Source organism: Nocardioides lijunqiniae, from assembly GCF_015024225.1.
Taxonomy (GTDB): Bacteria; Actinomycetota; Actinomycetes; order Propionibacteriales; family Nocardioidaceae; genus Nocardioides; species Nocardioides lijunqiniae.
This window is the reverse complement of record NZ_JACJGM010000040.1, coordinates 19600-42493: the sequence shown is the minus strand read 5'-3', so window position 1 is coordinate 42493 and position 22894 is coordinate 19600. Positions and strand designations below refer to the sequence as shown.

Annotated in this window: 26 protein-coding genes; 19 read left to right on the top strand and 7 right to left on the bottom strand. The window is 73.5% G+C overall.

Going from position 1 to position 22894, the window contains the following annotated elements; translation table 11 throughout:
* Window positions 1-1714: trypsin-like peptidase domain-containing protein (locus IRQ30_RS20195; protein ID WP_193614699.1), on the top strand; the 1714-nt coding region annotated here is incomplete at its 5' end.
* A gap of 40 nt (window positions 1715-1754) precedes the next feature.
* Here IRQ30_RS20195 and IRQ30_RS20190 read toward each other — a convergent pair.
* Window positions 1755-2630 carry a serine/threonine-protein kinase gene (locus tag IRQ30_RS20190; protein ID WP_193614698.1) on the bottom strand — a complete coding sequence of 292 codons (876 nt, stop codon included), beginning with the start codon at window positions 2628-2630 and terminating at the stop codon, window positions 1755-1757.
* A gap of 178 nt (window positions 2631-2808) precedes the next feature.
* On the opposite strand from IRQ30_RS20190, the gene rpsF reads away from it, so the two are divergent.
* From rpsF to rplI, 4 genes are all read left to right on the top strand, one after another.
* Window positions 2809-3108 (top strand): 30S ribosomal protein S6, encoded by a 300-nt coding sequence (gene rpsF, locus IRQ30_RS20185; protein WP_134740527.1) that lies wholly within the window; start codon window positions 2809-2811, stop codon window positions 3106-3108.
* Window positions 3109-3227: 119 nt separating this feature from the next.
* Entirely contained in the window at window positions 3228-3782 is a 555-nt protein-coding gene (locus IRQ30_RS20180) for a single-stranded DNA-binding protein (protein ID WP_193614697.1), read from the top strand.
* A 98-nt stretch (window positions 3783-3880) separates the two neighbouring features.
* The gene (gene rpsR, locus IRQ30_RS20175; RefSeq protein ID WP_011758085.1) at window positions 3881-4117 is read left to right on the top strand and encodes a 30S ribosomal protein S18; all 237 of its coding nucleotides are present in this window, start codon (window positions 3881-3883) and stop codon (window positions 4115-4117) included.
* A 15-nt stretch (window positions 4118-4132) separates the two neighbouring features.
* Entirely contained in the window at window positions 4133-4579 is a 447-nt protein-coding gene (rplI, locus tag IRQ30_RS20170; RefSeq protein WP_193607689.1) for a 50S ribosomal protein L9, read from the top strand.
* Between the two features lie 149 nt (window positions 4580-4728).
* Here rplI and IRQ30_RS20165 read toward each other — a convergent pair whose 3' ends face one another.
* Window positions 4729-5283: a hypothetical protein gene (locus IRQ30_RS20165; RefSeq protein ID WP_193614696.1), complete on the bottom strand. Its 555-nt coding sequence runs from the start codon at window positions 5281-5283 to the stop codon at window positions 4729-4731.
* Window positions 5280-6623, bottom strand: coding sequence for an MATE family efflux transporter (locus IRQ30_RS20160; RefSeq protein ID WP_193614695.1), 1344 nt, complete (start codon window positions 6621-6623; stop codon window positions 5280-5282). The genes IRQ30_RS20165 and IRQ30_RS20160 overlap by 4 nt, the downstream gene beginning before the upstream one ends.
* A gap of 502 nt (window positions 6624-7125) precedes the next feature.
* Here IRQ30_RS20160 and dnaB point away from each other — a divergent pair.
* The 9 genes from dnaB (at window position 7126) to IRQ30_RS20115 (ending at window position 14895) form a co-directional block, all read left to right on the top strand.
* On the top strand, window positions 7126-8475 hold the full coding sequence (gene dnaB / locus IRQ30_RS20155) for a replicative DNA helicase (RefSeq protein WP_338087764.1): 1350 nt from the start codon (window positions 7126-7128) through the stop codon (window positions 8473-8475).
* 68 nt (window positions 8476-8543) lie between these two features.
* Window positions 8544-9812: a hypothetical protein gene (locus IRQ30_RS20150; RefSeq protein WP_193614694.1), complete on the top strand. Its 1269-nt coding sequence runs from the start codon at window positions 8544-8546 to the stop codon at window positions 9810-9812.
* Between the two features lie 20 nt (window positions 9813-9832).
* Window positions 9833-10555, top strand: a complete 723-nt coding sequence (locus tag IRQ30_RS20145) for a VOC family protein (protein WP_193614693.1) — start codon at window positions 9833-9835, stop codon at window positions 10553-10555.
* A gap of 10 nt (window positions 10556-10565) precedes the next feature.
* The gene (locus IRQ30_RS20140) at window positions 10566-11270 is read left to right on the top strand and encodes an alpha/beta fold hydrolase (RefSeq protein WP_227467870.1); all 705 of its coding nucleotides are present in this window, start codon (window positions 10566-10568) and stop codon (window positions 11268-11270) included.
* 145 nt (window positions 11271-11415) lie between these two features.
* Entirely contained in the window at window positions 11416-12405 is a 990-nt protein-coding gene (locus tag IRQ30_RS20135; RefSeq protein ID WP_193614692.1) for a saccharopine dehydrogenase NADP-binding domain-containing protein, read from the top strand.
* A gap of 10 nt (window positions 12406-12415) precedes the next feature.
* Window positions 12416-13300 (top strand): aldo/keto reductase, encoded by an 885-nt coding sequence (locus IRQ30_RS20130; protein WP_193614691.1) that lies wholly within the window; start codon window positions 12416-12418, stop codon window positions 13298-13300.
* Between the two features lie 68 nt (window positions 13301-13368).
* Window positions 13369-13791 carry an MmcQ/YjbR family DNA-binding protein gene (locus tag IRQ30_RS20125; protein WP_193614690.1) on the top strand — a complete coding sequence of 141 codons (423 nt, stop codon included), beginning with the start codon at window positions 13369-13371 and terminating at the stop codon, window positions 13789-13791.
* A 76-nt stretch (window positions 13792-13867) separates the two neighbouring features.
* Window positions 13868-14722: a hypothetical protein gene (locus IRQ30_RS20120; protein ID WP_193614689.1), complete on the top strand. Its 855-nt coding sequence runs from the start codon at window positions 13868-13870 to the stop codon at window positions 14720-14722.
* A complete protein-coding gene (locus IRQ30_RS20115; RefSeq protein WP_193614688.1) occupies window positions 14722-14895 on the top strand; it encodes a hypothetical protein in 174 nt (57 codons plus the stop codon). Before IRQ30_RS20120 ends, IRQ30_RS20115 begins: the two co-directional genes overlap by 1 nt.
* Here IRQ30_RS20115 and IRQ30_RS20110 read toward each other — a convergent pair.
* On the bottom strand, window positions 14879-15160 hold the full coding sequence (locus IRQ30_RS20110; RefSeq protein ID WP_193614687.1) for a DUF427 domain-containing protein: 282 nt from the start codon (window positions 15158-15160) through the stop codon (window positions 14879-14881). The two genes, IRQ30_RS20115 and IRQ30_RS20110, sit on opposite strands and share 17 nt — an antisense overlap.
* A 123-nt stretch (window positions 15161-15283) precedes the next feature.
* On the opposite strand from IRQ30_RS20110, the gene IRQ30_RS20105 reads away from it, so the two are divergent.
* Both IRQ30_RS20105 and IRQ30_RS20100 read left to right on the top strand, forming a co-directional pair.
* Window positions 15284-16588 carry a cytochrome P450 gene (locus IRQ30_RS20105; protein ID WP_193614686.1) on the top strand — a complete coding sequence of 435 codons (1305 nt, stop codon included), beginning with the start codon at window positions 15284-15286 and terminating at the stop codon, window positions 16586-16588.
* 36 nt (window positions 16589-16624) lie between these two features.
* Window positions 16625-16975 carry an iron chaperone gene (locus IRQ30_RS20100; protein ID WP_193607674.1) on the top strand — a complete coding sequence of 117 codons (351 nt, stop codon included), beginning with the start codon at window positions 16625-16627 and terminating at the stop codon, window positions 16973-16975.
* Window positions 16976-17012: 37 nt separating this feature from the next.
* Here the strand turns inward: IRQ30_RS20100 and IRQ30_RS20095 are convergent, their stop codons facing one another.
* Together IRQ30_RS20095 and IRQ30_RS20090 are read right to left on the bottom strand one after the other, a co-directional pair.
* Complete coding sequence (locus tag IRQ30_RS20095) at window positions 17013-17822, bottom strand: ABC transporter permease (RefSeq protein ID WP_193607673.1); 810 nt, start codon at window positions 17820-17822, stop codon at window positions 17013-17015.
* Window positions 17819-18811 (bottom strand): ATP-binding cassette domain-containing protein, encoded by a 993-nt coding sequence (locus IRQ30_RS20090; RefSeq protein WP_193614685.1) that lies wholly within the window; start codon window positions 18809-18811, stop codon window positions 17819-17821. The genes IRQ30_RS20095 and IRQ30_RS20090 overlap by 4 nt, the downstream gene beginning before the upstream one ends.
* An 88-nt stretch (window positions 18812-18899) precedes the next feature.
* Here IRQ30_RS20090 and IRQ30_RS20085 point away from each other — a divergent pair, with 88 nt between their 5' ends.
* The 3 genes from IRQ30_RS20085 to IRQ30_RS20075 are packed head-to-tail and all read left to right on the top strand — an operon-like array spanning window position 18900 to window position 22415.
* A complete protein-coding gene (locus tag IRQ30_RS20085; RefSeq protein ID WP_338089802.1) occupies window positions 18900-19778 on the top strand; it encodes a carbohydrate kinase family protein in 879 nt (292 codons plus the stop codon).
* On the top strand, window positions 19775-20689 hold the full coding sequence (locus IRQ30_RS20080; RefSeq protein ID WP_193607671.1) for a pseudouridine-5'-phosphate glycosidase: 915 nt from the start codon (window positions 19775-19777) through the stop codon (window positions 20687-20689). The genes IRQ30_RS20085 and IRQ30_RS20080 overlap by 4 nt, the downstream gene beginning before the upstream one ends.
* Before the next feature lie 25 nt (window positions 20690-20714).
* The gene (locus IRQ30_RS20075) at window positions 20715-22415 is read left to right on the top strand and encodes a DUF429 domain-containing protein (protein ID WP_193614683.1); all 1701 of its coding nucleotides are present in this window, start codon (window positions 20715-20717) and stop codon (window positions 22413-22415) included.
* Between the two features lie 17 nt (window positions 22416-22432).
* On the opposite strand, the gene IRQ30_RS20070 is transcribed toward IRQ30_RS20075, so the two are convergent.
* Window positions 22433-22837, bottom strand: a complete 405-nt coding sequence (locus IRQ30_RS20070) for a hypothetical protein (protein WP_193614682.1) — start codon at window positions 22835-22837, stop codon at window positions 22433-22435.
* Between the last annotated feature and the right edge of the window lie 57 nt (window positions 22838-22894).

Sequence of the window (22894 nt, the reverse complement as noted above, 5' to 3'; positions counted from 1 at the left end):
CGGGGCGACCGACCGCCCCGCGGCCGGCGCCGCCCCCGTGCCGCCGTCCCCGCTGCTCGCGCAGACGGTCGTGACCGGCGCCCCGATCCCGGGGCTGCCCGGCTTCCCCGGCGCGCCGAGCGGCCCGAGCCTGCTCGTGCGCCGTCGCGACGGCGGCGACCTGCGCTTCCAGGCCAACGCGCCCGTGCACGTCGGCCGCGACCCCGCCCTCGAGGTCGTGGTCGAGGACAGCGCCGTCTCCCGCTGGCACGCGGTCATCGAGCCGCGCCCCGACGGCTGGTGGTGGGTCGACCGCTCCACCAGCGGCTCCTACGTCGACGGCGAGCGGCTCACGCAGTACAGGATCGAGGAGCCGGTCGAGGTCCTGCTCGGTCACCCCACGGCGGGCTTCGAGCTCGAGCTGGTGCCGGTGGTCGGCGCGGGCCAGGCGGCCGCGGCGATCGCCCGCAAGAAGCGCCGACGCACCCTGACCATGGTGGGCGCCGCGCTGGCCCTGCTGCTGGTCGTCGGCGGCGGCATCACCACCGCCGTCCTCGTGGGCGGCGACGACGGCGGCGGCGGCGGCACGACGGCCGGCGGCCTCAGCCCCGAGAACCTCGCCCGCGCCAAGGCGGCCGCGGTCTACCTGATCGCCGTCGACGAGAGCGGCACGCCCACGCACTCCGGGTCCGGCAGCATCATCAGCGAGGACGGGCTGATCCTCACCAACGCCCACGTCGCGCTGCCCTCCGCGCCCGGCCAGGGCGCGAGCGAGACGCCCGACCCCGACTACCTCCTGGTCTCGCTGACCTCCAGCGACGACGACAAGCCGGCCACCGCGGCGTACCGGGCCGAGCCGATCGTCGCCGACGGCTACCTCGACCTGGCGGTCCTCAAGATCAGCGCCGACGCCGACGGCAACGAGCTCGAGGACTCCGAGATCGACCTGCCCGAGCCGCTGCCGGTCGGCGACAGCGACGACCTGCACACCGGCGACGAGATCACCGCGCTCGGCTACCCCTCGATCGGCAACGTCCGCGCCACGCTCGACCGGCCGCTCACCGTCACCCGCGGCGTCGTCTCGACCTTCCAGGCCGACGAGATCGTCAAGACCGAGCGCGGCCTCATCGACAGCGACGTCCGGCTCGGCTCGGGCAACTCCGGCGGCCCCTCCATCAACGACGCGGGCGAGCTGATCGGCGTCAACACCGCGGTCATCACCGCCGGGTCCGAGGACGCCGGCGCGATCACGTCCGGCTCCGCGCTGATCCGCCCGGTGGCCCTGGCCGACGAGGTCCTCGAGATCGCCCGCGACGGCGGCGACCCCTCCTACGTCTCGCCGTACGCCGAGGAGCTCCCGGAGCCGACCGACGTCCCGGCGGAGGCGACCTTCCGTCCCGCCGGCTGGGTGCGCGACGGCGAGCAGGGCGACTGCGACGGCACCAGCACCCCCGAGAGCCCGCAGACGATGAGCGTCGAGGCCGGCGACGTGCTCTATGCCGAGTACGTCGTCCAGGGCCTGCCCGACGGGGTCCCGATCGGGGTGACCTACTACGCCCTCGGCGACGAGGACGACCAGCTCAGCTCGCTCCAGGACACCTGGACGTTCGGCGAGAAGTCGGTCTGCATCTACGTGCCGTTCGAGGCGCCCGAGGAGATCGCGGGCGTCAACGGCGCGTTCGTCGTCGGCGAGGAGGGCCGCGTCGTCGCGGAGAACCCGCTCCGGTTCCAGTAGTCCGCCCTTCCGGGCGTTCAGCTCGGCAGGCGGTAGGTGGTCAGGTGGCGCGCAGGGTCACGGCCACACCGAGCACGATCGCGAGCGCCAGGCACACGAGGCACACGCCGGCCAGGACGACGGTGAGCCGCCGTCCGGCGCCGGACGGGTACGCCGCCGGCCCGAGCCGGTCGCGCACCACGACGCCCGCGGCGGTCACCGGCACCGGGAGGCGGCGCAGCCGGACCAGCGCCTCGCTCGCCGAGGCGGGACGGCGCGCGGGGTCGGGGTCGCAGAGCGCGCCGAGCAGGGGGTCCAGCACGCCGGGCCGCCGGCCGGTCAGCTCGCGGCCGACCACGCCGACGGCGTACAGGTCCTGCGCGGGGTGCGGGTCCGCGCCGTCGTCCTGCTCGGGGGCGGAGTAGCCGCGGGTGCCGACGGTCCCGGCCCCGGTCAGCCGCGGCTCGCCGAGCACGGCCGCGACCCCGAAGTCGGCCAGGCGCAGGTGCAGCGGCCCGGGCTCGAGCAGCAGGTTGGCCGGCTTGACGTCGCGGTGGACGAGCCCGGCGGCGTGCACGGCCTCGAGCGCCTGGAGCAGCTGGTCGAGCAGCCGCGCCACCACCGGCTCCGGCAGCGGACCGTGCTCGGCGCGCAGGTCGGCCACCGAGCCGCCGGCGACCAGGTCCATCGTCAGCACGACCCGCCCGCCGTCGGCCGCCCAGCCGGTCGGCGCGACCACGTGGGGGTGCTCGACCCGCACCGCCTGCTCGCGGACGAACCGCTGCAGCAGCGCGTCGTCGTACCTGCCCAGCAGCTTGGCGGCGACCAGCCGGCGCTCCCGCAGGTCCCACGCGCGCCAGACCGACCCCATGCCGCCGACGCCGATCGGGTCGAGCAGGACGTAGCGTCCGGCGAGGGGAGGCTCGGTCGTGCCCATCCCTGGACGCTAGGCCCGGTGCGGACCATCCGGGCCGGGATTTCCACAGGGTCTGCGCGCGCTGTTAACCTTGCCTGTCTTTGTCACGCCCACCGACGGGCGTGCCGCGAGATGAACTGCAAGGCCCTCCTGCCACGGAGAGACCGTGGCCGCCGAGTCCAAAGGAGGTAGTACCGCTTTGCGCAACTATGAAGTGATGGTCATCCTCGATCCCAGCATCGAGGAGCGCACCGTTCCCGACTCCCTCGACAAGTACCTCAACGTCATCCGCAAGGACGGCGGCACCGTCGAGAACGTCGACGTCTGGGGACGCCGTCGCCTCGCCTACGAGGTGAAGAAGAACGCCGAGGGCATCTACGCCGTCATCAAGCTGAGCGCCGAGCCGGCCACGGTCAAGGAGTTCGACCGCCAGCTCACGCTCAACGAGGCGATCCTGCGCACCAAGGTGATCCGTCCCGGAGCCCGCTCGCTGACCTGATCGGTCCGCATGCGCGCGTCCTGTGGACACGCACTTTCCACTGTCGACGGCTCAGGCTTTGATGAGCCGAGACGCAGACACGCACCACAACGGATCAACATCAGCTAGGGAGACCTTTCATGGCAGGCGAGACCGTCATCACCGTGGTCGGCAACCTCGTCGACGACCCGGAGCTCCGCTTCACCCCCTCGGGGGCGGCAGTGGCCAACTTCCGGATCGCGTCGACGCCGCGCACCTTCGACAAGCAGTCCAACGAGTGGAAGGACGGCGACGCCCTCTTCCTCTCGTGTGCCGTGTGGCGCCAGGCGGCGGAGAACGTCGCCGAGTCGCTGCAGAAGGGCATGCGCGTCGTCGTGCAGGGGCGGCTCAAGCAGCGCCAGTACGAGACCCGTGAGGGCGAGAAGCGCACCGTCTACGAGCTCGACGTCGAAGAGGTCGGCCCCTCCCTGAAGTACGCCACCGCCAAGGTCGCCCGTGCCCAGCGCTCCGGCGGTGGGGGCGGAGGCTACGGCGGCGGCCAGCCCTCGGGGGGCGGCCAGTCCTCCGGTGGTGGCGGCGACGACCCGTGGGCGACCGCGGCCCCGTCGCGTCCGGCCGGTGGCCAGGGTGGCGGCGCTCCGGTGTCCGACCCCTGGGGCGCCCCGGGCGTGGGCTCGGAGGAGCCCCCGTTCTGAGCTGATCCGGCTCACCCGCACCACATCCACGCAATCAACCCGAACCATTCCGGCGCCGTACCCACTCGGGGCCGGGCTTCTAGAGAGGAAGCACCACAATGGCCAAGGCAGTGATTCGCAAGCCCAAGAAGAAGGTTTGCCAGTTCTGCAAGGAGAAGGCGACCGGTGTCGACTACAAGGACACCGCCCTGCTCCGCAAGTTCATCTCCGACCGCGGCAAGATCCGCGCGCGTCGGGTCACCGGCAACTGCGTCCAGCACCAGCGGGACGTCGCGATCGCGGTCAAGAACGCCCGCGAGGTCGCCCTGCTGCCCTACACGTCCACCGGTCGATAAGGGGGCTTGACGAACATGAAGCTCATCCTGACCCAGGAAGTGACCGGTCTCGGCGCGCCCGGCGACGTGGTCGAGGTCAAGGACGGCTACGGCCGCAACTACCTCATCCCGCGCAACGTCGCGATCCGTTGGACCCGTGGCGGTGAGAAGCAGGTGACCTCCATCAAGGCCGCCCGCGCCTCGCGCTCGGTCCGCGACCACGACCACGCCGAGCAGATCAAGACCAAGCTCGAGTCGTCGCCCGTCGACGTCAAGGTCCGCGCCGGTGACGGTGGCCGCCTGTTCGGCTCCGTCACGGTCGCCGACATCGCCGACGCCATCACCGCGGTGTCCGGCGAGGCCGTCGACAAGCGCACGATCGTGGTCAAGAACCCGATCAAGGCGCTCGGCAGCCACCAGGTCTCGGTCAAGCTGCACGACGAGGTGTCCGCTGACGTGGCCCTCAACGTGATCCCCGCCTGACCCAGCCCCACCCGCACCACACGACGAGGCCGTCCTCCCTTCGGGGAGGGCGGCCTCGTCGCCTGTCCGGGGGCGGAGCGTGCTTGTAACACGTCGTCCATGGCACTTTCAGCCCGCTGCAGCGGGCTGAAGGCACTGACGACAACGTGTTACATGCGCTCGGCGGCGCTCGCGACGCGCGGGCCGGGCCCACCGGCCCAGACCCGGCCGGAGCAGCTGAACAGCAGCCAGACGAGCGCGACGTAGAGCAGCTGGGCGGCCAGGGCCGCGGTGGAGGAGAGCGACTCGACGCCGCCGCCGAAGACGACGACCGGCAGCAGCGCGACCACCACCACCGCGGTCCGGACCAGGCGCAGCCACCGCGCCGGCCGCTCGTCGCCCGCCGTCGTGGCGGCCTCGGCCAGGCCGTGGCACAGCAGGGCCACCAGCGCGAACGCCGGCAGGTCGGCGCTCCAGCCGACCGAGGCGTCCAGGTCGGCCACGCGCTCGCGGACCTCGGGGAGCCACAGCGGCACGGACACCGCCAGGGTCAGCGCGCCGGTCGCGAGCATCGCGGAGCGCAGCGGGGTCTCGGGCGGCAGGCGACGTACGCCGAGCAGGACCAGCAGCCAGCCGAACGGGTCGGCGTAGGCGTCGTAGCCGTGGAAGCGTGCGTAGAGCGCGACGAACACGAAGCCCATCGCGGCCGACTGCAGGGACTTCATGGCGCCACTGTAGGGGCGCCCGTGACCAGCCAGGTGTCGGTCCGGGCGCGACGCGTGAGCACGACGAAGCGCGCGCCCATGAACACCGCGGAGAACACCACCCAGATCGCGACCAGCCCACCGAGGACCTGGGCCGCCACGAGCGCCAGCGGCGCGTAGACCGCGAGCGTCACCAGCCCGCCCCAGGCGAGGTAGGTGCCGTCGCCGGCCCCGATCAGCACCCCGTCGAGCACGAACACGACGCCGGCGATCGGCTGCCCGATCGCGGCGACCACCAGCACCGGCACCAGCAGGTCGTGGACGGCCGGGTCGGAGCTGAACAGCGGGCCCAGCAGCGGGCTGAGGACGGCCAGGGCCAGACCGGTCACGACCCCGCTGACGACGCCCCACTGCACCATCCGCCGGGTCACGGCCCGGGTCGCGTCCACGTCGCCGGCCCCCAGGTGGCGCCCGGTGATGGCCTGGGCGGCGATCGCGATGGCGTCCAGGGCGAACGCGAGGAAGGTCCACAGCGTCATCGCCAGCTGGTGGGTGGCCAGGTCGACGGCCGAGTCGGCGCCCGCGCCGAGCGTCACGGCGTACGTCGTGACGAGCAGGGCGGCCCGCAGGGTCAGCGTGCGCACGACGAGCGCCACGGCCGCGCGGGCGGCGGCCCTGACCCCGCGCAGGTCGGGCCGCAGCGAGGTGCCCTCGCGCCGCGCGCCCCGCGCGACCACCGCGACCAGCGCCGCGGCGCTCGCGACCTGGGCCAGCACCGACCCGACGGCGGAGCCGGCGAGCCCCATCCCGGCGACCGGGCCGACGCCGTAGACGAGCAGCAGGTTGAGCACGATGTTGAGGGCGTTGCCGGCGACCGCGACCACCAGCGGGGTGCGGGTGTCCTGCAGGCCGCGCAGCACGCCGGTCGCCGCAAGCATGACCAGCAGCGGCACGGTGCCGAGGAAGGCGATGCGCAGGTACGTCGTCGCGTGCTCGGCCACCTGGTCGTCGGCGCCGAAGACGGCCACCAGCGGGCCGGTGAGCGCGACGCCCGCCACCGTGGTCACCACCCCGATCAGCACCGCCAGCCAGAGCCCGTCGACGCCCTGGGCCAGCGCGCCCGAGCGGTCGCCGGCGCCGAGGTGGCGCGCGACGCTGGCGGTGGTGCCGTAGGCCAGGAAGACGCACAGGCCGACCGCGGTCTGCAGCACGACGGCCGCGATGCCGAGCCCGGCCAGCTCGGGGGTGCCGAGGTGGCCGACGATGGCGGCGTCGCTGAGCAGGAACAGCGGCTCGGCCACCAGGGCGAGGAAGGCGGGGACCGCGAGTCTCCAGATTTCTCGGTCGATTTCGCGGCGCACCCCCTCATTGTCTGGTAAATGCCCAGCCGGTGGATAACGGTGTGGAAACCCGGGACGCGAGGGCCTTTTGTCGACATACCGGCACCCGACGCGCAGGTGGACGGGCGGTGAACTGAGCTGACGACGAACTATTTTTCGTGCACACCCCGGCGACGTCGTTTCCGCAGGTCAGAGGCCTGATGCCGGTGGGCGGTCGTGCTGAGTCCACAGGTCTCTCCCCAAGCTGTGCACAAGCTGCGTGCGTGTCGTCCACGGTGTGTCCACAGTTATCAACAGGGCCTGTGGACAGGCCGCTATCCCTGGGCCCCCCGGGGCCCGTAGGTTCGCGGCTGACCACCCCGGTGTCGGCGCCGTCTCCTAGCGTTGTCGATCGACCATCCGGTCCAGACCGCACCACCTCTCCGACCAGTCACCGGACGACAGGGAGCCAGCGTTGAGCGTCACCGAGTCCGACACGCGCGGGGCCTCCGAGCCCCCGTTCGACGACTGGGGCGACGGCCCGGTGTCCTACGCCCCGGGCGAGCGGCCCACCAGCCCCGGCGACCGCACGCCGCCGCAGGACATGGCCGCCGAGCAGTCGGTGCTGGGCTCGATGCTGATCTCCAAGGACGCCGTCGCCGAGGTCTCCGAGGTGCTGCGCGGCGTCGACTTCTACCGCCCCTCCCACGAGACGATCCACGACGCGATCATCGACCTCTTCGGGCGCGGCGAGCCGGTCGACATGATCACCGTCGCCTCCGAGCTCCAGCGCAAGGGCGAGCTGGCCCGCATCGGCGGCGCGCCGTACCTCCACACCCTCGCCGCCAACGTCCCGATCGCGGCCAACGCCGCCTTCTACGCCGAGATCGTCCGCGAGAAGGCCGTCCTGCGCCGCCTGGTCGACGCCGGCACCAAGATCGTGCAGATCGGCTACGCCGGCGAGGGCCAGGTCGACGACATCGTCGACCGCGCCCAGGCTGAGATCTACCAGGTCGCCGACCGTCGCAGCGCCGAGGACTACGCGCCGCTGTCCGACATCATGGACAAGGTCCTCGACGAGATCGAGGCGATCGAGAACCGCGAGTCCGGCCTCTACGGCGTGCCCACCGGCTTCGCCGACCTCGACGACCTCACCAACGGTCTCCACTCCGGCCAGATGATCATCGTCGCGGCCCGCCCCGCCATGGGGAAGTCGACGCTGGCGCTCGACTTCTGCCGTGCGGCGTCGATCAACAACAACCTCGCCAGCGTCTTCTTCAGCCTCGAGATGACGCGCTCCGAGATCACCATGCGACTGCTCTCGGCCGAGGCCAAGGTCCCGCTCAACCACATCCGCAACGGCAAGATGGGCAGCGAGGACTGGGACAAGCTGGCCCGCCACATGGGCAAGGTCTCCTCGGCGCCGATGTTCATCGACGACTCGCCCAACATGACGATGATGGAGATCCGGGCCAAGGCCCGCCGCCTCAAGCAGCGCCACGACCTGCGCCTCATCGTCATCGACTACATGCAGCTCATGTCGTCCGGCCGCAAGGTCGAGTCCCGCCAGCTCGAGGTCTCGGAGTTCTCCCGCCAGATCAAGCTCCTCGCCAAGGAGCTCGAGCTCCCGATCATCGCGCTCTCCCAGCTCAACCGTGGTCCCGAGCAGCGCGCCGACAAGCGCCCGATGATGAGCGACCTGCGTGAGTCCGGCTCGCTGGAGCAGGACGCCGACATGGTGATCCTGCTGCACCGCGACGACGCCTACGAGAAGGAGTCGACCCGCCCCGGCGAGGCCGACCTGATCGTCGCCAAGCACCGCAACGGCGCCACCCGCGACATCACCGTGGCCTTCCAGGGCCACTACTCCCGCTTCGTCGACATGGCCCACTGACGCGGCCGGTCCCCCAGCCCCCGGGGCCGTGGTTTGCCCGGCCGCGTTCGGGTCATGATCCAGCGCCTATGGACACCCACGACGACCCGATCCGGACCGCGCTCGGCGCCCACCTCGGCGACGACGTGGCCGAGAGGCTGCTGACGCGGATCGACCGCTACTCCAACCTGCCCAACACCGTGAAGGGCACGGCGAAGACGGAGGGCGCGCCCGAGGTCGAGCGGGCGGCGCTGGTCGTGGTCGAGGACCCGGCGCTCGCCGGCGCCCTCGGGCTGGAGGCCACGCCCGACCTCGGTCCCTACCCGACGCAGGAGCTGTGGGGGCTGCTGACGCTGGCCGCGCGCGCCGACGTCGAGGTCCTGAACCGCCTCGCCGAGGGCCTCGGCGACCAGGAGTACGCGCGGCGGCTGCAGGCGACGATCCGCCGGGCCGCGGCCAAGCACGCGGCCGCCCCGACCGACGGACCGGAACGGCCGGCCTCACAGGCCCCCGACGTCCCGCAGAAGGTCTCGGAGGTGAAGGCCTGGCTCGCCGCCCACCCCGACGCCGACCCGGCCCTGCTGGCGCCCCGCGAGGGTCAGCGGGCCGCGGAGCGCAGCGCCGCCGTGCGGGCGCTCGGGACGATCGGCACGCCCGGTGCCCTCGACGTGCTGGGCCGGTACGCCGAGGAGAGCTACCCCGACGCCGTGCTCAAGGAGCTGCACCGCGCCTGGGGGAGGTTCGACCGCCGGGAGTTCGCGGCGCGGATGTTCCGGCAGGCGCCGTACACCCTGAGCCTCGGTCTCGCGCCCACCCTCGAGGGCATCGGCGCCGTCGCCGGGCTGACCAGCCTGGAGGTCGTCCTGACCGGGGGCGCGGACCTCGCGCCGCTGGCGGAGTGCACCGGGCTGCGGACGCTCCGGGTGGGCGCCGAGGGCGAGCCCGGCCTGCTCGGGGTGGGGCCGCTGCGGGACCTGCCCGAGCTCACCGAGCTGCACCTCACCCGGACCACCCGCAACGCCGACCTCACCGCCCTGTCCGGGGTCGGCGCCCGGCGGCTCCGGATCGACCTGGAGGACGCCGACGGGTCCTTCCTGCTGGACATGCCGCGGCTCGAGAGCCTGTTGGTCGGCGGCGAGCGCGAGGACCTCGCCGGGGTCGTCCTCGCCCTCGTCCGCCGGGGCGTCCGGGTCGCCGCCTACCGGCACCAGCGCTCCTGGGTCACCGGCCTGCGCGAGCAGGCGGAGGCCGCGGCCGACGTGCACCTCGTCGAGACCAACGGCTACCTCGGCCTCACGAGCGAGGAGTCGGCCGTCGACGACGTACGTCGCCAGCTGTACCTCAACCTGCTGCCCTGACCTGGACCTAGGCTGGAGGCGTGTACCTGGAGAACCTCGTCTTCGACGCACGCGACCCCCGCACCCTCGGTCGGTTCTGGGAGGCCGCGCTCGGCACCGAGACCCTGACCGACGACGCCGGGGGCTACGAGACCCGGCTGGCGGTGCCCGACGGCCCGGAGCTCGACCTGTGCTTCCAACCGGTGGCGCAGCCGGCGCACGGGCCCCGGCGGCTGCACCTCGACCTCCAGGGCGGGGCCGAGCAGGAGGGCGTGGTCGAGCGGCTGCTCGCGCTCGGCGCCACCCGGGCCGACATCGGCCAGGGCGACGTGCCGTGGGTGGTGCTGGCCGACCCGGAGGGCAACGCCTTCTGCGTGATGGAGGAGCGGGCGGCGTACGACGGCAGGGGGCCGCTCGCGGCGCTGCCGCTGTGGTCGGCCGACCCCGAGCGCGACCGTGACTTCTGGGCGGACCTGAGCGGCTGGGTGCCGACCGACGAGGGGAGCGTGGCGGCGCTCCAGCACCCGTCGGGACGTGGGCCGCTGCTCGAGCTGGTGCCCGAGGTCGAGCCCAAGCGGCAGTCGACGAAGAACCACCTCCACCTCGACATCCGGCTCGAGCCCGGCGACGACGACCCCGAGACGGTCGCCCGCGCGATCCTCGACCGGGGCGGGCAGGAGCTGCCCGACAACCCCGACGTCGCCTGGCGCACGTTCCTCGACCCGTCGGGCAACGAGCTCTGCGTGCTGCCCTCACGCGGCTGACCGACGGGCGATGACTTCCGGCGCCCGCGGGCGTCTGACCGGCATGACGACGTACGCGCTGGTGCACGGCTCGGGCGACGGCGGCTGGGCCTGGCACCTGGTCCAGCGGGCGCTGCGCGAGCGCGGCCACGAGGCGGTCGCGCCGGACCTGCCCACCGACCGGGACGACGCGACCTGGGACGACTGCGTCGACGCGGTCGCCGAGGCGGTGGCGTCCGTCGACGGCGGCTCGGACGTGGTGGTCGTCGGGCACTCCGCGGGCGGGTTCGTGGCCCCGCTGGTCGCGGACCGGCTCGGCGCCCGGCTGACGGTCTACGTCGCGGGCATGGTGCCGCAGCCGGGGGAGGGCGCCGGCGAGTGGTTCGACGCCGTCGGCTGGGACGCCGCGCTCGCCGACCCGGACCCGGCGCGCGCCTTCTACGCCGACGTGCCGCCCGAGCTGGCCGCTCAGGCCATCGCCCACGAGCGCCCGACCAGCGCGCGGCTGGGCGAGGAGCCCTGGCCGCGCGCGACGCCGCCGTCGGCCTCCGCGCGCTACGTGGTCACCACCTGCGACCGATTCCTGCCGGAGTCCGTCCAGCGTCGGGTCGCGGTCGAGCGGCTGGGCATCGAGCGGCCCGACGAGATCGCGGCCGGGCACTGCCCGCACCTGAGCCGGCCCGAGGAGCTGGCCGGGCTGCTCGCGCGGTTCGTCCGCACCGAGAGCCCCGGCTGACCGACGTCAGACGCCGCTCGCCTGCTCCCTCCGCCGGGCCACCACGGCTGCGAGCCCGCCACGGCTGCCGCGACGAGGCCCGCCGTCGCCGTCAGCTCCCCAGGCCGCCCCTGCCCTGTCGGTGGCGTCGGGTAGACCGAGGCCCATGACGACGGACGCGTCCCTGCCCGTGCTGGTCTACGGCGCCACCGGCCACACCGGGCGGGCGGTCGTGGCCGCGCTGGTCGAGCGCGGCCTGGTGCCGGTGCTCGCCGGCCGCGACGCCGACCGGCTCGCCAGCATGCCGGGCTCACAGGGGCGGGAGTCCCGGGCGTTCGCGGTCGAGGCGGTGCCCGACCTCGCCGGCGTCGGGCTGGTGGTCAACTGCGCGGGCCCGTTCGCCGACACCGCGCTGCCGCTGGCCCGCGCCGCGCTGGCGGCCGGCGCCCACTACGTCGACATCGCGGCCGAGCAGCCCAGCACGCTCGCGCTGCTGCACGCGTGGGCCGGGCCGGCAGAGCGCGCCGGGGTGGTGGTCATGCCCGGCGTCGGGTTCTTCGGGGCGCTGGGCGACCTGGTCCTCACCGCCCTCCTCGGACCGGACGACGGCGCGCCCTGGGACCACGTCGACGTCGAGGTCGAGCTGGCCGGCTGGCACCCCACCGACGGCACCCTCGCCACCGGCGACCGCAACCCCGGCGACCGCCTCCACCTCCAGGACGGTCTCCTGGTCACGACGCCCGCGACGACCGCACCCGGACGGGTCGAGCTGCGCCTCTCCGAGCCGCTGCTGGTCTCCCGCCACCTGCCGGTCCGCAGCCTGCAGAGCACCGTCAACGCCTCCGCGATCGAGGACCTCGAGGCGGCGCGCGACCTCACTCCCGACGAGCGGGTCCGGGCCCGCGAGGGGGGCGACCCCTACGCCCTGCGCGTCGTCGCCCGCCGCGGCGCAGAGGAGCGCACGGCGGAGGTCGCGGGCGACGACTTCTACGCCGTCACCGGGCCGCTGGTCGCCGAGGTCGCGCTCGCCCTGCTGGCCGGGGCCCTGCCACCGGGGGCCCGCGCGCCCGGCGAGCTGCCCGACCCGGTCGGGCTGCTGCGCCGTCTGCCGCTGTCCCGGATGGAGCTGTCGACGGCGTTCGGAGCCGTTCCGTAGGGTCGGAGGGGTGCAGACACGACACCTCGGACACCAGACCACCGGACGCATCGAGGTCGGAGCCATCGGCCTCGGCCTCATGACCTTCGACCAGAGCGGCACCCAGCCGCGCGAGCAGCTCGCCGCCACCGTGCGCGCGGCGCTCGACGCCGGCGTCACCCTCTTCGACACCGCCGACGCCTACGGCAACGGCGACGAGCTCGGCGAGGGGGCGCAGGGCGCCAACGAGCGGCTGGTCGCCGGCCTGCTCGACGAGCTCGGCGTGCGCGAGCACGTCGTCCTGGCCACCAAGGGCGGTCACGTCCGCACCGACGGCGGCGGCTGGGACACCGACAGCTCCGCCTCCCACCTCCACGAGGCCGTCGACGCCAGCCTCGAGCGCCTCGGCGTCGAGCAGATCGCGCTGTGGCAGCACCACCGGCCCGACCCGAAGGTCCCCTACGAGGAGGTCATCGGCACGCTCAAGGAGATCGCCGACTCCGGCAAGGTGCGCTGGGTCGGGCTGTCCAACGCCGACCCCGCGCAGATCCGCGCGGCGCACGCCGTGCTCGGCGACGCGCTGGTGAGCGTGCAGAACCAGTTCTCCCCGGCGTTCCGCAGCAGCCGCCCCGAGATCGACGTCTGCGAGGAGCTCGGCCTGGCGTTCCTGCCCTGGAGCCCGCTGGGCGGCCTGGGCGACGCCAAGGAGCTGGCCGACAAGCACCCGGCCTTCGCCGAGATCGCCCAGGCCCACGGCGTCAGCGCCCAGCAGGTGGCGCTGGCCTGGGAGCTCGCCCAGTCCCCGGTCGTGATCCCGATCCCCGGCGCCAAGCGCCCGCAGTCGATCACCGACTCCGCCGCCGCCGCCGACCTCCAGCTCACCCCCGAGGAGCTCTCCCGCCTCGACGCCGACTGAGCCCCGCGCTCCGTACTACCCGGAGCCGGCGCCCGCAAACGGTCGGCGGTCGGGGATACGGTCGCGCCATGAGCGAGGACGACGAGGCGCTCGCGGCCGCGGTGCGGCGGCTGGGAGAGATCTGCCTGGCGCTGCCGGAGGCCCACGAGGAGGACGCGTGGGTCGGGGTCCGGTGGCGCGTACGGCGGCGCACCTTCGCGCACGTCTGCCTGGTGCGTGACGGCCGGCCCGAGGGCTACGCCCGCGCCGCCGGCACCGACGGACCCGCCCTGGTGCTGGTGTTCCGCGCCGAGTCCGACGAGGCGGCCACGCTGGGCCACCTCGGTCCGCCGTACTTCCGCCCCGACTGGTGGCCCACCGCCGCCGGGTTGCTGATCGACGGCGACACCGACTGGGACGAGGTCGCCGAGCTCCTCACCGACAGCTACTGCGTGCAGGCTCCGCGCCGGCTGGTCGCCCTGGTCGACCGCCCCGAGATCGCCCCTGGCTGAGGGCCGTGCCGGGTGACCGGACGAGGGCCTGTGGAGAGAGATCCCACGACGTCGCGAACCGGCGCATCCTGGGGCGATGGGAGCCAACAGCAGACGCCGACGTCAGGCCCGCGAGCGCCGGCGACCTCCGCAGGGACCGTCGCGAGGGCGCCCGTCACGGTCCGTCGCCCCGGTCGCGGGGACGCAGGTCCAACCGCCGAACCTGTCGGAGCCGGAGGATGAGGCCCCGGTCGCGGTCGCGTCGCTGATCTTCCGGGCCGCCGCGACCGCGTGGGACCGGCTCGACGACACGGCCCACCTGCGTGAGCAGGCGCGGTCGGTGCTCTGCGAGCTGCGGCCGGTCCCGGCGGACTTCGTCGCCGACGCCGCCGACCTCCTGGTGCTGACCCTGGTGGGCCTGGCGCTCGACCAGGGGTGGCACGAGCACGACGTCGTCGAGCTCGTGCGACGCCGGGCGGCTCCGGGCGCTCTGAGCTGCCTCGACGACGCCGCCCTGCTCCTCGTACGGCGCCGCTCGGCCCGGCTGGCCACGGAAGGCGCGACGCCGGGCCCGGTCCTGCCTGAGCGGACGACCCCCGGCACGGTCTATGGGATGCAGGTCGTGCTGCAGGTGGCCGCGCTGCTGTCGTCCCTGCCTCCACTGGACGACCGGTGGGACGTCACGGCGTCCTGCCGCCATCGCCTGCTCTGGCTCGAGCCACCCGCCGTCGGGGCCAAGGTCGATCTCGTGACCGCAGTGGCCGACGCCTTCGGGTGCGACGCGGTGGGCAGCGAGTCGCTGGGGTGCTGTGCCGTCATCGGCGACCCACGCGACCTCGATGCCGCCGAGGACCTGGCGACCTCGCTCAGGCGACCGCGGCGAGGGCGCTGCGCGAGCGCGGCACCACCGAGCGCGGTGTCACCCGCACGAGGTTCGACCTGTCGTTCCTGATGTCCTACTGCCGCCAGATCGAGCAGCGGCTCGCTCCGCTGGCCCTGCAGCAGGTGCTGCCGTCGCGCGCGCAGCCGCCGGCCTGGGCCGACGCCGAGGGCTGGGTCGCGGGCCGCGCGGCGGCGGACGCCGCGCTGCTCGACGTGCCCGAGGAGGTCACTCGGAGACGGTGACGCCCTTCCAGAAGGCGATGCGGTCCTGGATCTCGGCGGCGGCCTCCGACGGCGTGGGGTAGTACCACGCGGCGTCGGTGTTGACCTTCCCGTCGACCTCCAGGCTGTAGTAGGACGCCTCGCCCTTCCACGGGCAGTGCGACTGCGTCTCCGACGGGCGCAGCACCGCGGCGTCGACCGCGTCGGCGGGGAAGTAGTGGTTGCCCTCGACGACGACGGTGTCGTCGCTCTCGGCGATGACCTTCTCGTTCCACATGGCTCGCATGCCTCCACGGTACGTCGGGGTGGCGACCTCAGGGGGCGCGAGGACCGCTCGACGGGGTACCGGGGCACGCCCAGGGTCATGCCTGATGCACGGGCGCGCCCACTTTCTGGTGAACTTGTACCCATGGGGATCCTCAGCACCGTGAAGCGACGGGTGGCGACGCGCCTCCTGGCCCGGTCGACGCGCAAGGGCATCGACCTGCGCAAGCTGCGGTTCCTGCCCGACTCGACCACCATGCCGCTCAAGCGCGACGTGCTCGACCCGCTGCCGGAGATGGCGCAGGTCCGCGCCGAGGCGCCGGTGAAGCGGATCGCCGAGATGTTCGGCAAGGGCATCTGGCTGGTCAGCGGGTACGACGAGGCGCGAGCGCTGCTCGCCAACGGCGCGGCCCTGTCCAACGACCTGGGTCAGTTCGTGTCCCAGGAGGGTCGCGACGACTCCGAGCAGATCGGCGGGCTGGGGATGACCGACCCGCCGGCCCACACCGCCCTGCGGCGCTACCTCACTCCCGAGTTCACCATGCGCCGACTGGCCCGCCTCGAGCCGGTCATCGAGCGGATCGTCGACGCCCGGCTCGACGCGATGGCCGAGCAGGGCCCCGACGTCGACCTGGTCGACCAGTTCGCGTTCCCTATCCCGTTCGAGGTGATCTGCGAGCTCCTCGACCTGCCGGTCGACGACCGCGCGCGCTTCCACTCCCTGGGCGCCGCCCGCTTCGACCTCTCCCAGGGAGGCGTCGGCGTGTTCGGTGCCGCCGCCCACACCCGGGAGTTCCTGATCGGGTCGGTCGCCAAGCAGCGGCTCGACCCCGGCGACGGGCTCATCGGCGCGCTGCTGCGCGACCACGGCGACGAGCTCGACGACGTCACCCTCGGCGGCCTCGCCGACGGGGTGTTCCTCGGCGGCTACGAGACCTCCGCGAGCATGCTCGCCCTCGGCACCTACCTCCTCGCCCAGCACCCCGAGGCGATGGCCCTGATGGCCGGCGACGACGCCGCGGCCGTCGACCGCGTCGTCGAGGAGCTGCTGCGCCACCTCACGGTGGTCCAGCTCGCGTTCGTGCGGTTCGCCCGCGACGACATGGAGATCGCCGGCGCGCAGATCAAGGCGGGCGACGTGCTCGGCATCTCGCTGCTCGGCGCCAACCGCGACCCGGCGTTCACCCCGGACCCCGACAGGTTCGACCCGCACCGACCCACCACCCGACACCTCGCCTTCGGCCACGGCATCCACCGCTGCGTCGGCGCCGAGCTGGCGCGGATGGAGCTGCGGATCGCCCTGCGCGGCCTGGCCCGTCGCTTCCCCGACCTCGCCATCACCGCCGACCCAGCCGAGCTGGACTTCCGCAAGCTCTCCGCGGTCTACGGCGTCGACGCACTGCCGGTCCGCCTCTTCGACGACCAGCCGGCGACCCTGCCCGCTCGCTGACCGCCAGGAACCGTCGCCGAGGGCTAGCGTGCAGCCATGGCCCAGAAGTACGCCGACGTGGACGCCTACCTCGCCGACCTCGACGAGCGCCCGGCCGCCGCGGTGCGGCAGGTACGCGCGTGGGTGCACGAGGAGATCCCCGGGCTGAGCGAGACGATCGCCTACAACATGCCGACCTTCCGGCGCGGGGACGCGGCGGTGCTGCACCTCGCGGGCTGGCGGCGCTTCGTCTCCGTCTATCCCGAGCCGCCCGCCCCCGCCGACGACCCGGGGCTGGTGCTGGACCTCGCGCCGTACTCCTCGGGCAAGGGGACGCTGCGCTTCCCGCTGGCCGGCCTCGACGAGCAGCTCGTACGCCGGACGCTGCGGGCCCTGGGGCGCGCCTGACGCCGCGCCCGCCGCGGGCGACCCGCTCGGGTGGCGCTCAGCGACTGCTGGAGAGCTGGTACTGACGCACCGACAGCGGCACGAACACCGCCAGGATCAGCACCACCCAGAGCAGCGTGTAGAGGGCGGGGTGCTGCATCGACCACGCGTCGGAGACCGGGAGCCTCGGGTCGGTGTTGCCGAAGAGCTCTCGGGCGGCCTGGGTCAGCGTGGAGACGGGGTTCCACTCGACGACGTGGCGCAGCGCGCCGGAGAACGACTCCAGCGGCACGAACGCGTTGGAGACGAACGTCAGCGGCATGATCACGATGAACGAGGCGTTCTGGATGACCTCGACGCTCGGGACCAGCAGCCCGACCCACGCCATCACCCAGCTGATCGCGTAGGCGAAGACCAGCAGCAGCAGGAAGCCGGCGGCCGCGTCGAGGACGCCCTCACGGATCCGCCAGCCGATCAGCAGCCCCGTCAGCGCCATGATGATCAGCGACAGGATGTTGTAGACGACGTCGGAGGTCGTGCGGCCGACCAGGACCGCGGCGCTCGACATCGGCAGCGACCGGAAGCGGTCGATGATGCCCTTCTGCATGTCCTCGGCCAGCCCGGCGCCGGTGAACGTCGCGCCGAACACCACGGTCTGGGCGAAGATCCCGCCGATCAGGAACTCCTTGTAGCCGACCGAGCCGGCGGGGTTGATCGCGCCGCCGAAGACGTAGGCGAACAGCAGCACGAACATGATCGGCGAGATCAGCACGAACACGAGCACCTCAGGCACCCGCTTGATCTTGATCAGGTTGCGCTTGGCGACGATCCAGCCGTCGGTCACGGCGCGGGCGGGTCCGGCGCTCATGCGGGCACCTCCTCGGTGGTCTCGGTCGCGGCGGCGTCCGACGCCTCGTCGGCGGTGGCGCGCCCGGTCAGGCTCAGGAAGACGTCGTCGAGCGTGGGGCGGCGCAGACCGATGTCGAGGACGTCGATGTCGTCGTCGGCGAACCGGGCCAGCACGCCGCTCAGGGCCCGCGCGCCGCCGTCGACCGCGGCGGTCAGCGCGCGGCCGTTGTCGTCGGCCTGGACCTCGCCGACCGCCACCGCCTGGAGCACGGCGGTCGCCGCGACGCGGTCGGCGACGTCGGTGAGGACCACCTCGATGCGCTCCCCGCCGGTCTGGGACTTCAGCTCGTCGGCCGTGCCGCGGGCGATGGCGCGGCCGTGGTCGATGACCACGATCTCGTCGGCGAGGCGGTCGGCCTCCTCGAGGTACTGGGTCGTCAGCAGCAGGGTCGCCCCCGACGACACCAGCTCGCGGATCACCCCCCACATCTGCTGGCGGCTGCGCACGTCGAGCCCGGTCGTCGGCTCGTCGAGGATCAGCACGGGCGGCTCGGCGACGAGCGCGCCCGCGAGGTCGAGGCGCCGGCGCATGCCGCCGGAGTAGGTCTTGGACGGGCGGTCGCCGGCCCCGGCGAGGTCGAAGCGCTCGAGCAGCTCGCGCGCCCGCTCGCGCGAGCGCTGCTTGCCCAGACCGTAGAGGCGGCCGACCATCTCGAGGTTCTCGTAGCCCGTGAGGTACTCGTCGACGGCGGCGTACTGGCCCGAGAGGCCGATGCGCGCGCGTACCCCGTCGGGGTCGGCGGCCACGTCGACGCCCGCGACCTGCGCCGAGCCGCCGTCGGGCTTGAGCAGCGTCGAGAGGATGCGTACGGCGGTCGTCTTGCCGGCGCCGTTGGGCCCGAGCAGCGCGAGCACCCGGCCCTCCTGCACCGACAGGTCGAGGCCCGCGAGCGCCTCGACCTTCTGGTAGCGCTTGACCAGCCCGGTCGCGCGGATCATCTCGCCCATGCTCGCCTCGCCTCTCCTGTCGTGGTCCTGCGGCCGACGGGAAGGACCGCCGCCGACACCCGTACTCATCGCCGGTAGCCTCACGCCAGTGACGGCGGTGGTGGTGGTGGGAGGTGCCAACCTCGACCTGAAGGCGCGGACGACGGCCGTGGTGGTGCCCGGCACCAGCAACCCCGGCTCGCTCGCGACCAGCCCCGGCGGCGTCGGTCGCAACATCGCCGAGAACCTCGCCCGCCTCGGCACCCCGACTGCGCTCGTCGCGGCCGTGGGCCAGGACCTGTTCGGCGACGACCTGCTCGGCGCCACCGCCGCGGCCGGCGTCGACGTGTCCGCCGTACGACGGGTGCCGGGGGCGACCGGCACCTACCTTGCCGTCCTCGAGCCCGGCGGCGAGCTCTCGGTCGGCGTCTCCGACATGGCCGCCACCGCCACCCTGGGCCCCGAGCACCTCGACCGCGCGCTGCTCGCCGGCGCCGACCTGGTCGTGCTCGACGGCAACCTGCGCGCCGACACCCTCGCCGCCGCCTGGACCGCCGCCACCGAGGCCGGGGTGCGGGTCGTCCTGGACCCGGTCAGTGTCCCGAAGGCCGCCGCGCTCGCGCACCTGGTCGGTGAGCGGCCGCTGTGGTGCGTCACGCCCAACAGCGGCGAGCTGGCCGTCCTCGGCGGCAGCGCCTCGGTGCTGCACGCCCGTGGCGTCGAGCTGGTGTGGGTGCGGCGCGGCGCGGAGGGCTCGGTGCTGAGCGGTCCCGACGGCGAGCTGGAGCTGGCCACCGTGCCGGGCGAGGTCGTCGACGTCACCGGGGCCGGCGACGCCATGCTCGCGGCGTTCTGCCACGCCCTGCTGTGCGGGGTGTCCCCCGGCGAGGCGGCCGCCTACGGGCACGCCGCCGCCGCGCTCACCGTGGCCTCCGCCGACACCGTGCGCTCCGACCTGACCGACGAGCTCGTGAGGAGCCGACTGTGACCCACCCCCTGCTGACCGTCACCGACGAGGTGGCCACGGCTCTCGACGAGGGCCGCCCGGTCGTCGCGCTGGAGAGCACGATCATCAGCCACGGCATGCCGTACCCGCAGAACGTCGCCATGGCGGTCGAGGTCGAGGGCATCGTGCGCGAGCACGGCGCCGTGCCCGCCACCATCGCCGTGCTCGACGGTCGGCCGAGGATCGGGCTGTCGCCCGACGACCTCGAGCTGCTCGCCAGCCACCCCGAGGTGACCAAGGTCAGCGTGCGCGACCTCCCGTACGTCGTGGCGCGCGGCGTGCACGGCGCGACCACCGTCGCCTCCACGATGCGCCTCGCCGCGCTGGCCGGCATCCGGACCTTCGTGACCGGCGGCCTCGGCGGCGTCCACCGCGGCGCCGAGACCTCCTTCGACGTCTCCGCCGACCTCACCGAGCTCGGGCAGACCGACGTCACCGTCGTGTGCGCCGGCGTGAAGAGCATCCTCGACATCGGGCTCACCCTGGAGACGCTGGAGACCCTCGGCGTGCCGGTGCTGGGCTACGGCGCCGAGGAGTTCCCCTCGTTCTACTCGCGCCAGAGCGGCCACCGCGCCCCGATGCGCGTCGACGCACCCGAGGACGTCGCCGCCATCATGCGCGCCAAGTGGGACCTCGGCCTGGCCGGCGGCATCGTCGTGGCCAACCCGATCCCCGCCGAGGACGAGATCCCCGCCGACGAGATCGGGCTGATCATCGACCGCGCGCTCGCCGACATGGACTCCCTGGGCATCCACGGCAAGGACGCCACGCCGTACCTCCTGGGCCGCATCGTCGAGCTCACCGACGGCGCCAGCCTGACCGCCAACATCGCGCTCGTGCGCAGCAACGCCCGGCTCGGCGCGGCCGTCGCGGTCGAGTTCGCGCGGGGGTAGCCGCCACTAGGGCAGGCTGACCCCCGTGCACCACATCGGGATCGACCTCGCGTGGGGGGAGCGCCAGCCGACCGGGCTGGCCGTCCTCGACGACGACGCACGGCTGCTGATGGTCCGCGCCGTGCGCACCGACGACGAGATCGCGGACGCCCTGGCGCCGTACGTCGGGGGCGAGTGCCTGGTCGGGATCGACGCGCCGCTCATCGTCACCAACGCGACGGGCTCGCGGCCCGCCGAGCAGCGGCTCAGCAAGGACTTCCGGCGCTTCGAGGCCGGCACCCACCCCTCCAACACCGGCAAGCCGGAGTTCGCCGGCGGCGCGACCCGGGGCGCGCGCGTGTGCCAGCGCCTCGGCCTCGACCTCAACCCCCGCTCCGGTCGCGCCCGCCGCGCGATCGAGGTCTACCCGCACCCGGCGACGATCGTGCTCTTCGGGCTCACCAAGACGCTGAAGTACAAGGACAAGCGCGGCCGCGACCTCGACCTGCTGCGCGGCGAGCTGCTCACGCTGATGGGCCACGTGCAGGAGATCGTGCAGACCGGCGCGGAGTGGGCTGCGCTGCGCCTGGCCGTCGAGACCGCGACGCGCAAGAGCGAGCTGCGGGTGGTCGAGGACCAGGTCGACGCGGTGGTGTGCGCCTACGTCGCCTACTTCCGCGAGCGTTGGCCCGAGCGCACCACGACGTACGGCGACCTCGAGACCGGCTACATCGTCACGCCCTCGCTGCCCGACGCGCGCGCGGCGACGCAGGAGTACGCCGCCCAGCAGCCCGCGCTGGTCGAGGCCGGCGCGCAGTTCGTGGCGCTGGTGACCTCGATCCTCGACGAGGCCGGCATCAACTACCTCTCGGTCACGGGGCGCACCAAGGGCGTGCAGTCCTTCGCGGCCAAGGCGGCGCGGGTGGTCGACGGCAAGCCGGTCTTCGGCGACCCGCTGCGCGAGATCACCGACCAGATCGGCGTGCGCGTCATCACCTACGTGCACAGCGACGTCTCCGCGGTCGCCGAGCTGCTGGGCGACCAGGTGGTCGTCAAGGAGGACCGCGACATGGGGCAGGAGACGGCCAGCCAGGGCCGCTTCGGCTACGCCAGCCGGCACCTGCTCATCCAGCTCGACGCCGCGCGCGAGAGCGACCGCGCGTACGCCGCGCTGCGCGGCCGGGTCGCGCAGGTGCAGGTGCGCACCGTGCTGCAGCACGCGTGGGCGGAGTTCGAGCACGACATCCGCTACAAGGGCGACGTGCCCGACGAGCACGCCCGCGACCTCGACCGCCGCTTCACGCTGGCCGCCGGGCTGCTCGAGCTCGCCGACCAGGAGTTCTCCACGATCCGCGAGCGGCTGCGCTCGACCGCCGCGGGCGCCGGCGGTGCGGCGGGGCCGGGGCCGCTGGACGTCGTGGACGATCCCCGCATCGACCAGCGCGAGCTCGCGGCCTACCTCGCCGGCCAGTACGACGACGCCGGCTGGTCGCGCACCGACCACTACGCGTGGATCTCGGGGCTGCTGCTCGAGCTCGGCATCACCAGCCTCGAGGAGCTCAACGACGCGCTGCGGGGCAGCCCCGACGACCTCAACGCCCGCATGGACTACCGCTACCCGCCGGGCGCCGTCCGCCGTCTCGACGACGCCCTCCTGGCGACGTACGCCGACCGCTACGTCGACCTCCACGGCAACGCCCACCGCCGCGACGCCCTCCTCTCCCGGCTCGCCAAGCTCCGCGACTGAGGTCGTCCCGCGGGGGACTATCCCGGGAAGCGGGCCTCGAGCTCGGCGAAGAACGCGTCGGAGAGGCGGCGGAAGGCGGCGGCGTCGAGGGTGACCTCGTCGCCCACGGCCAGACCGAGGACGGAGCGGTCGGCGGCGTACCGGATCGACTTCTCGCCCGTCAGGACGCCCTCGTGCTCGCGGATCGAGGCGCACAGCATCCGGACCTCGTTGAGCGGGTTGCCGTCCTTGCCCTCCTGGCCGCGGCTGCGGTGCAGCGCGTAGGTGTCGAGGGCGAGCACCAGCTGGCGCAGGTAGCCCGGCTCGAACGCCGCGCGGTCCGCGGCCGACAGGGGCAGCGCGTCGTAGGCGTCGAGGTGGTTGCACACGGTCTCGCGGCAGGCGGCGACGTACGCCGCGGGGTAGGAGCTCTGGCTCAGCATGACGGGTCCTCTCGTAGGGGTGGGTCTACGGGGATGACGCGCCGGGATCGCCGGGTG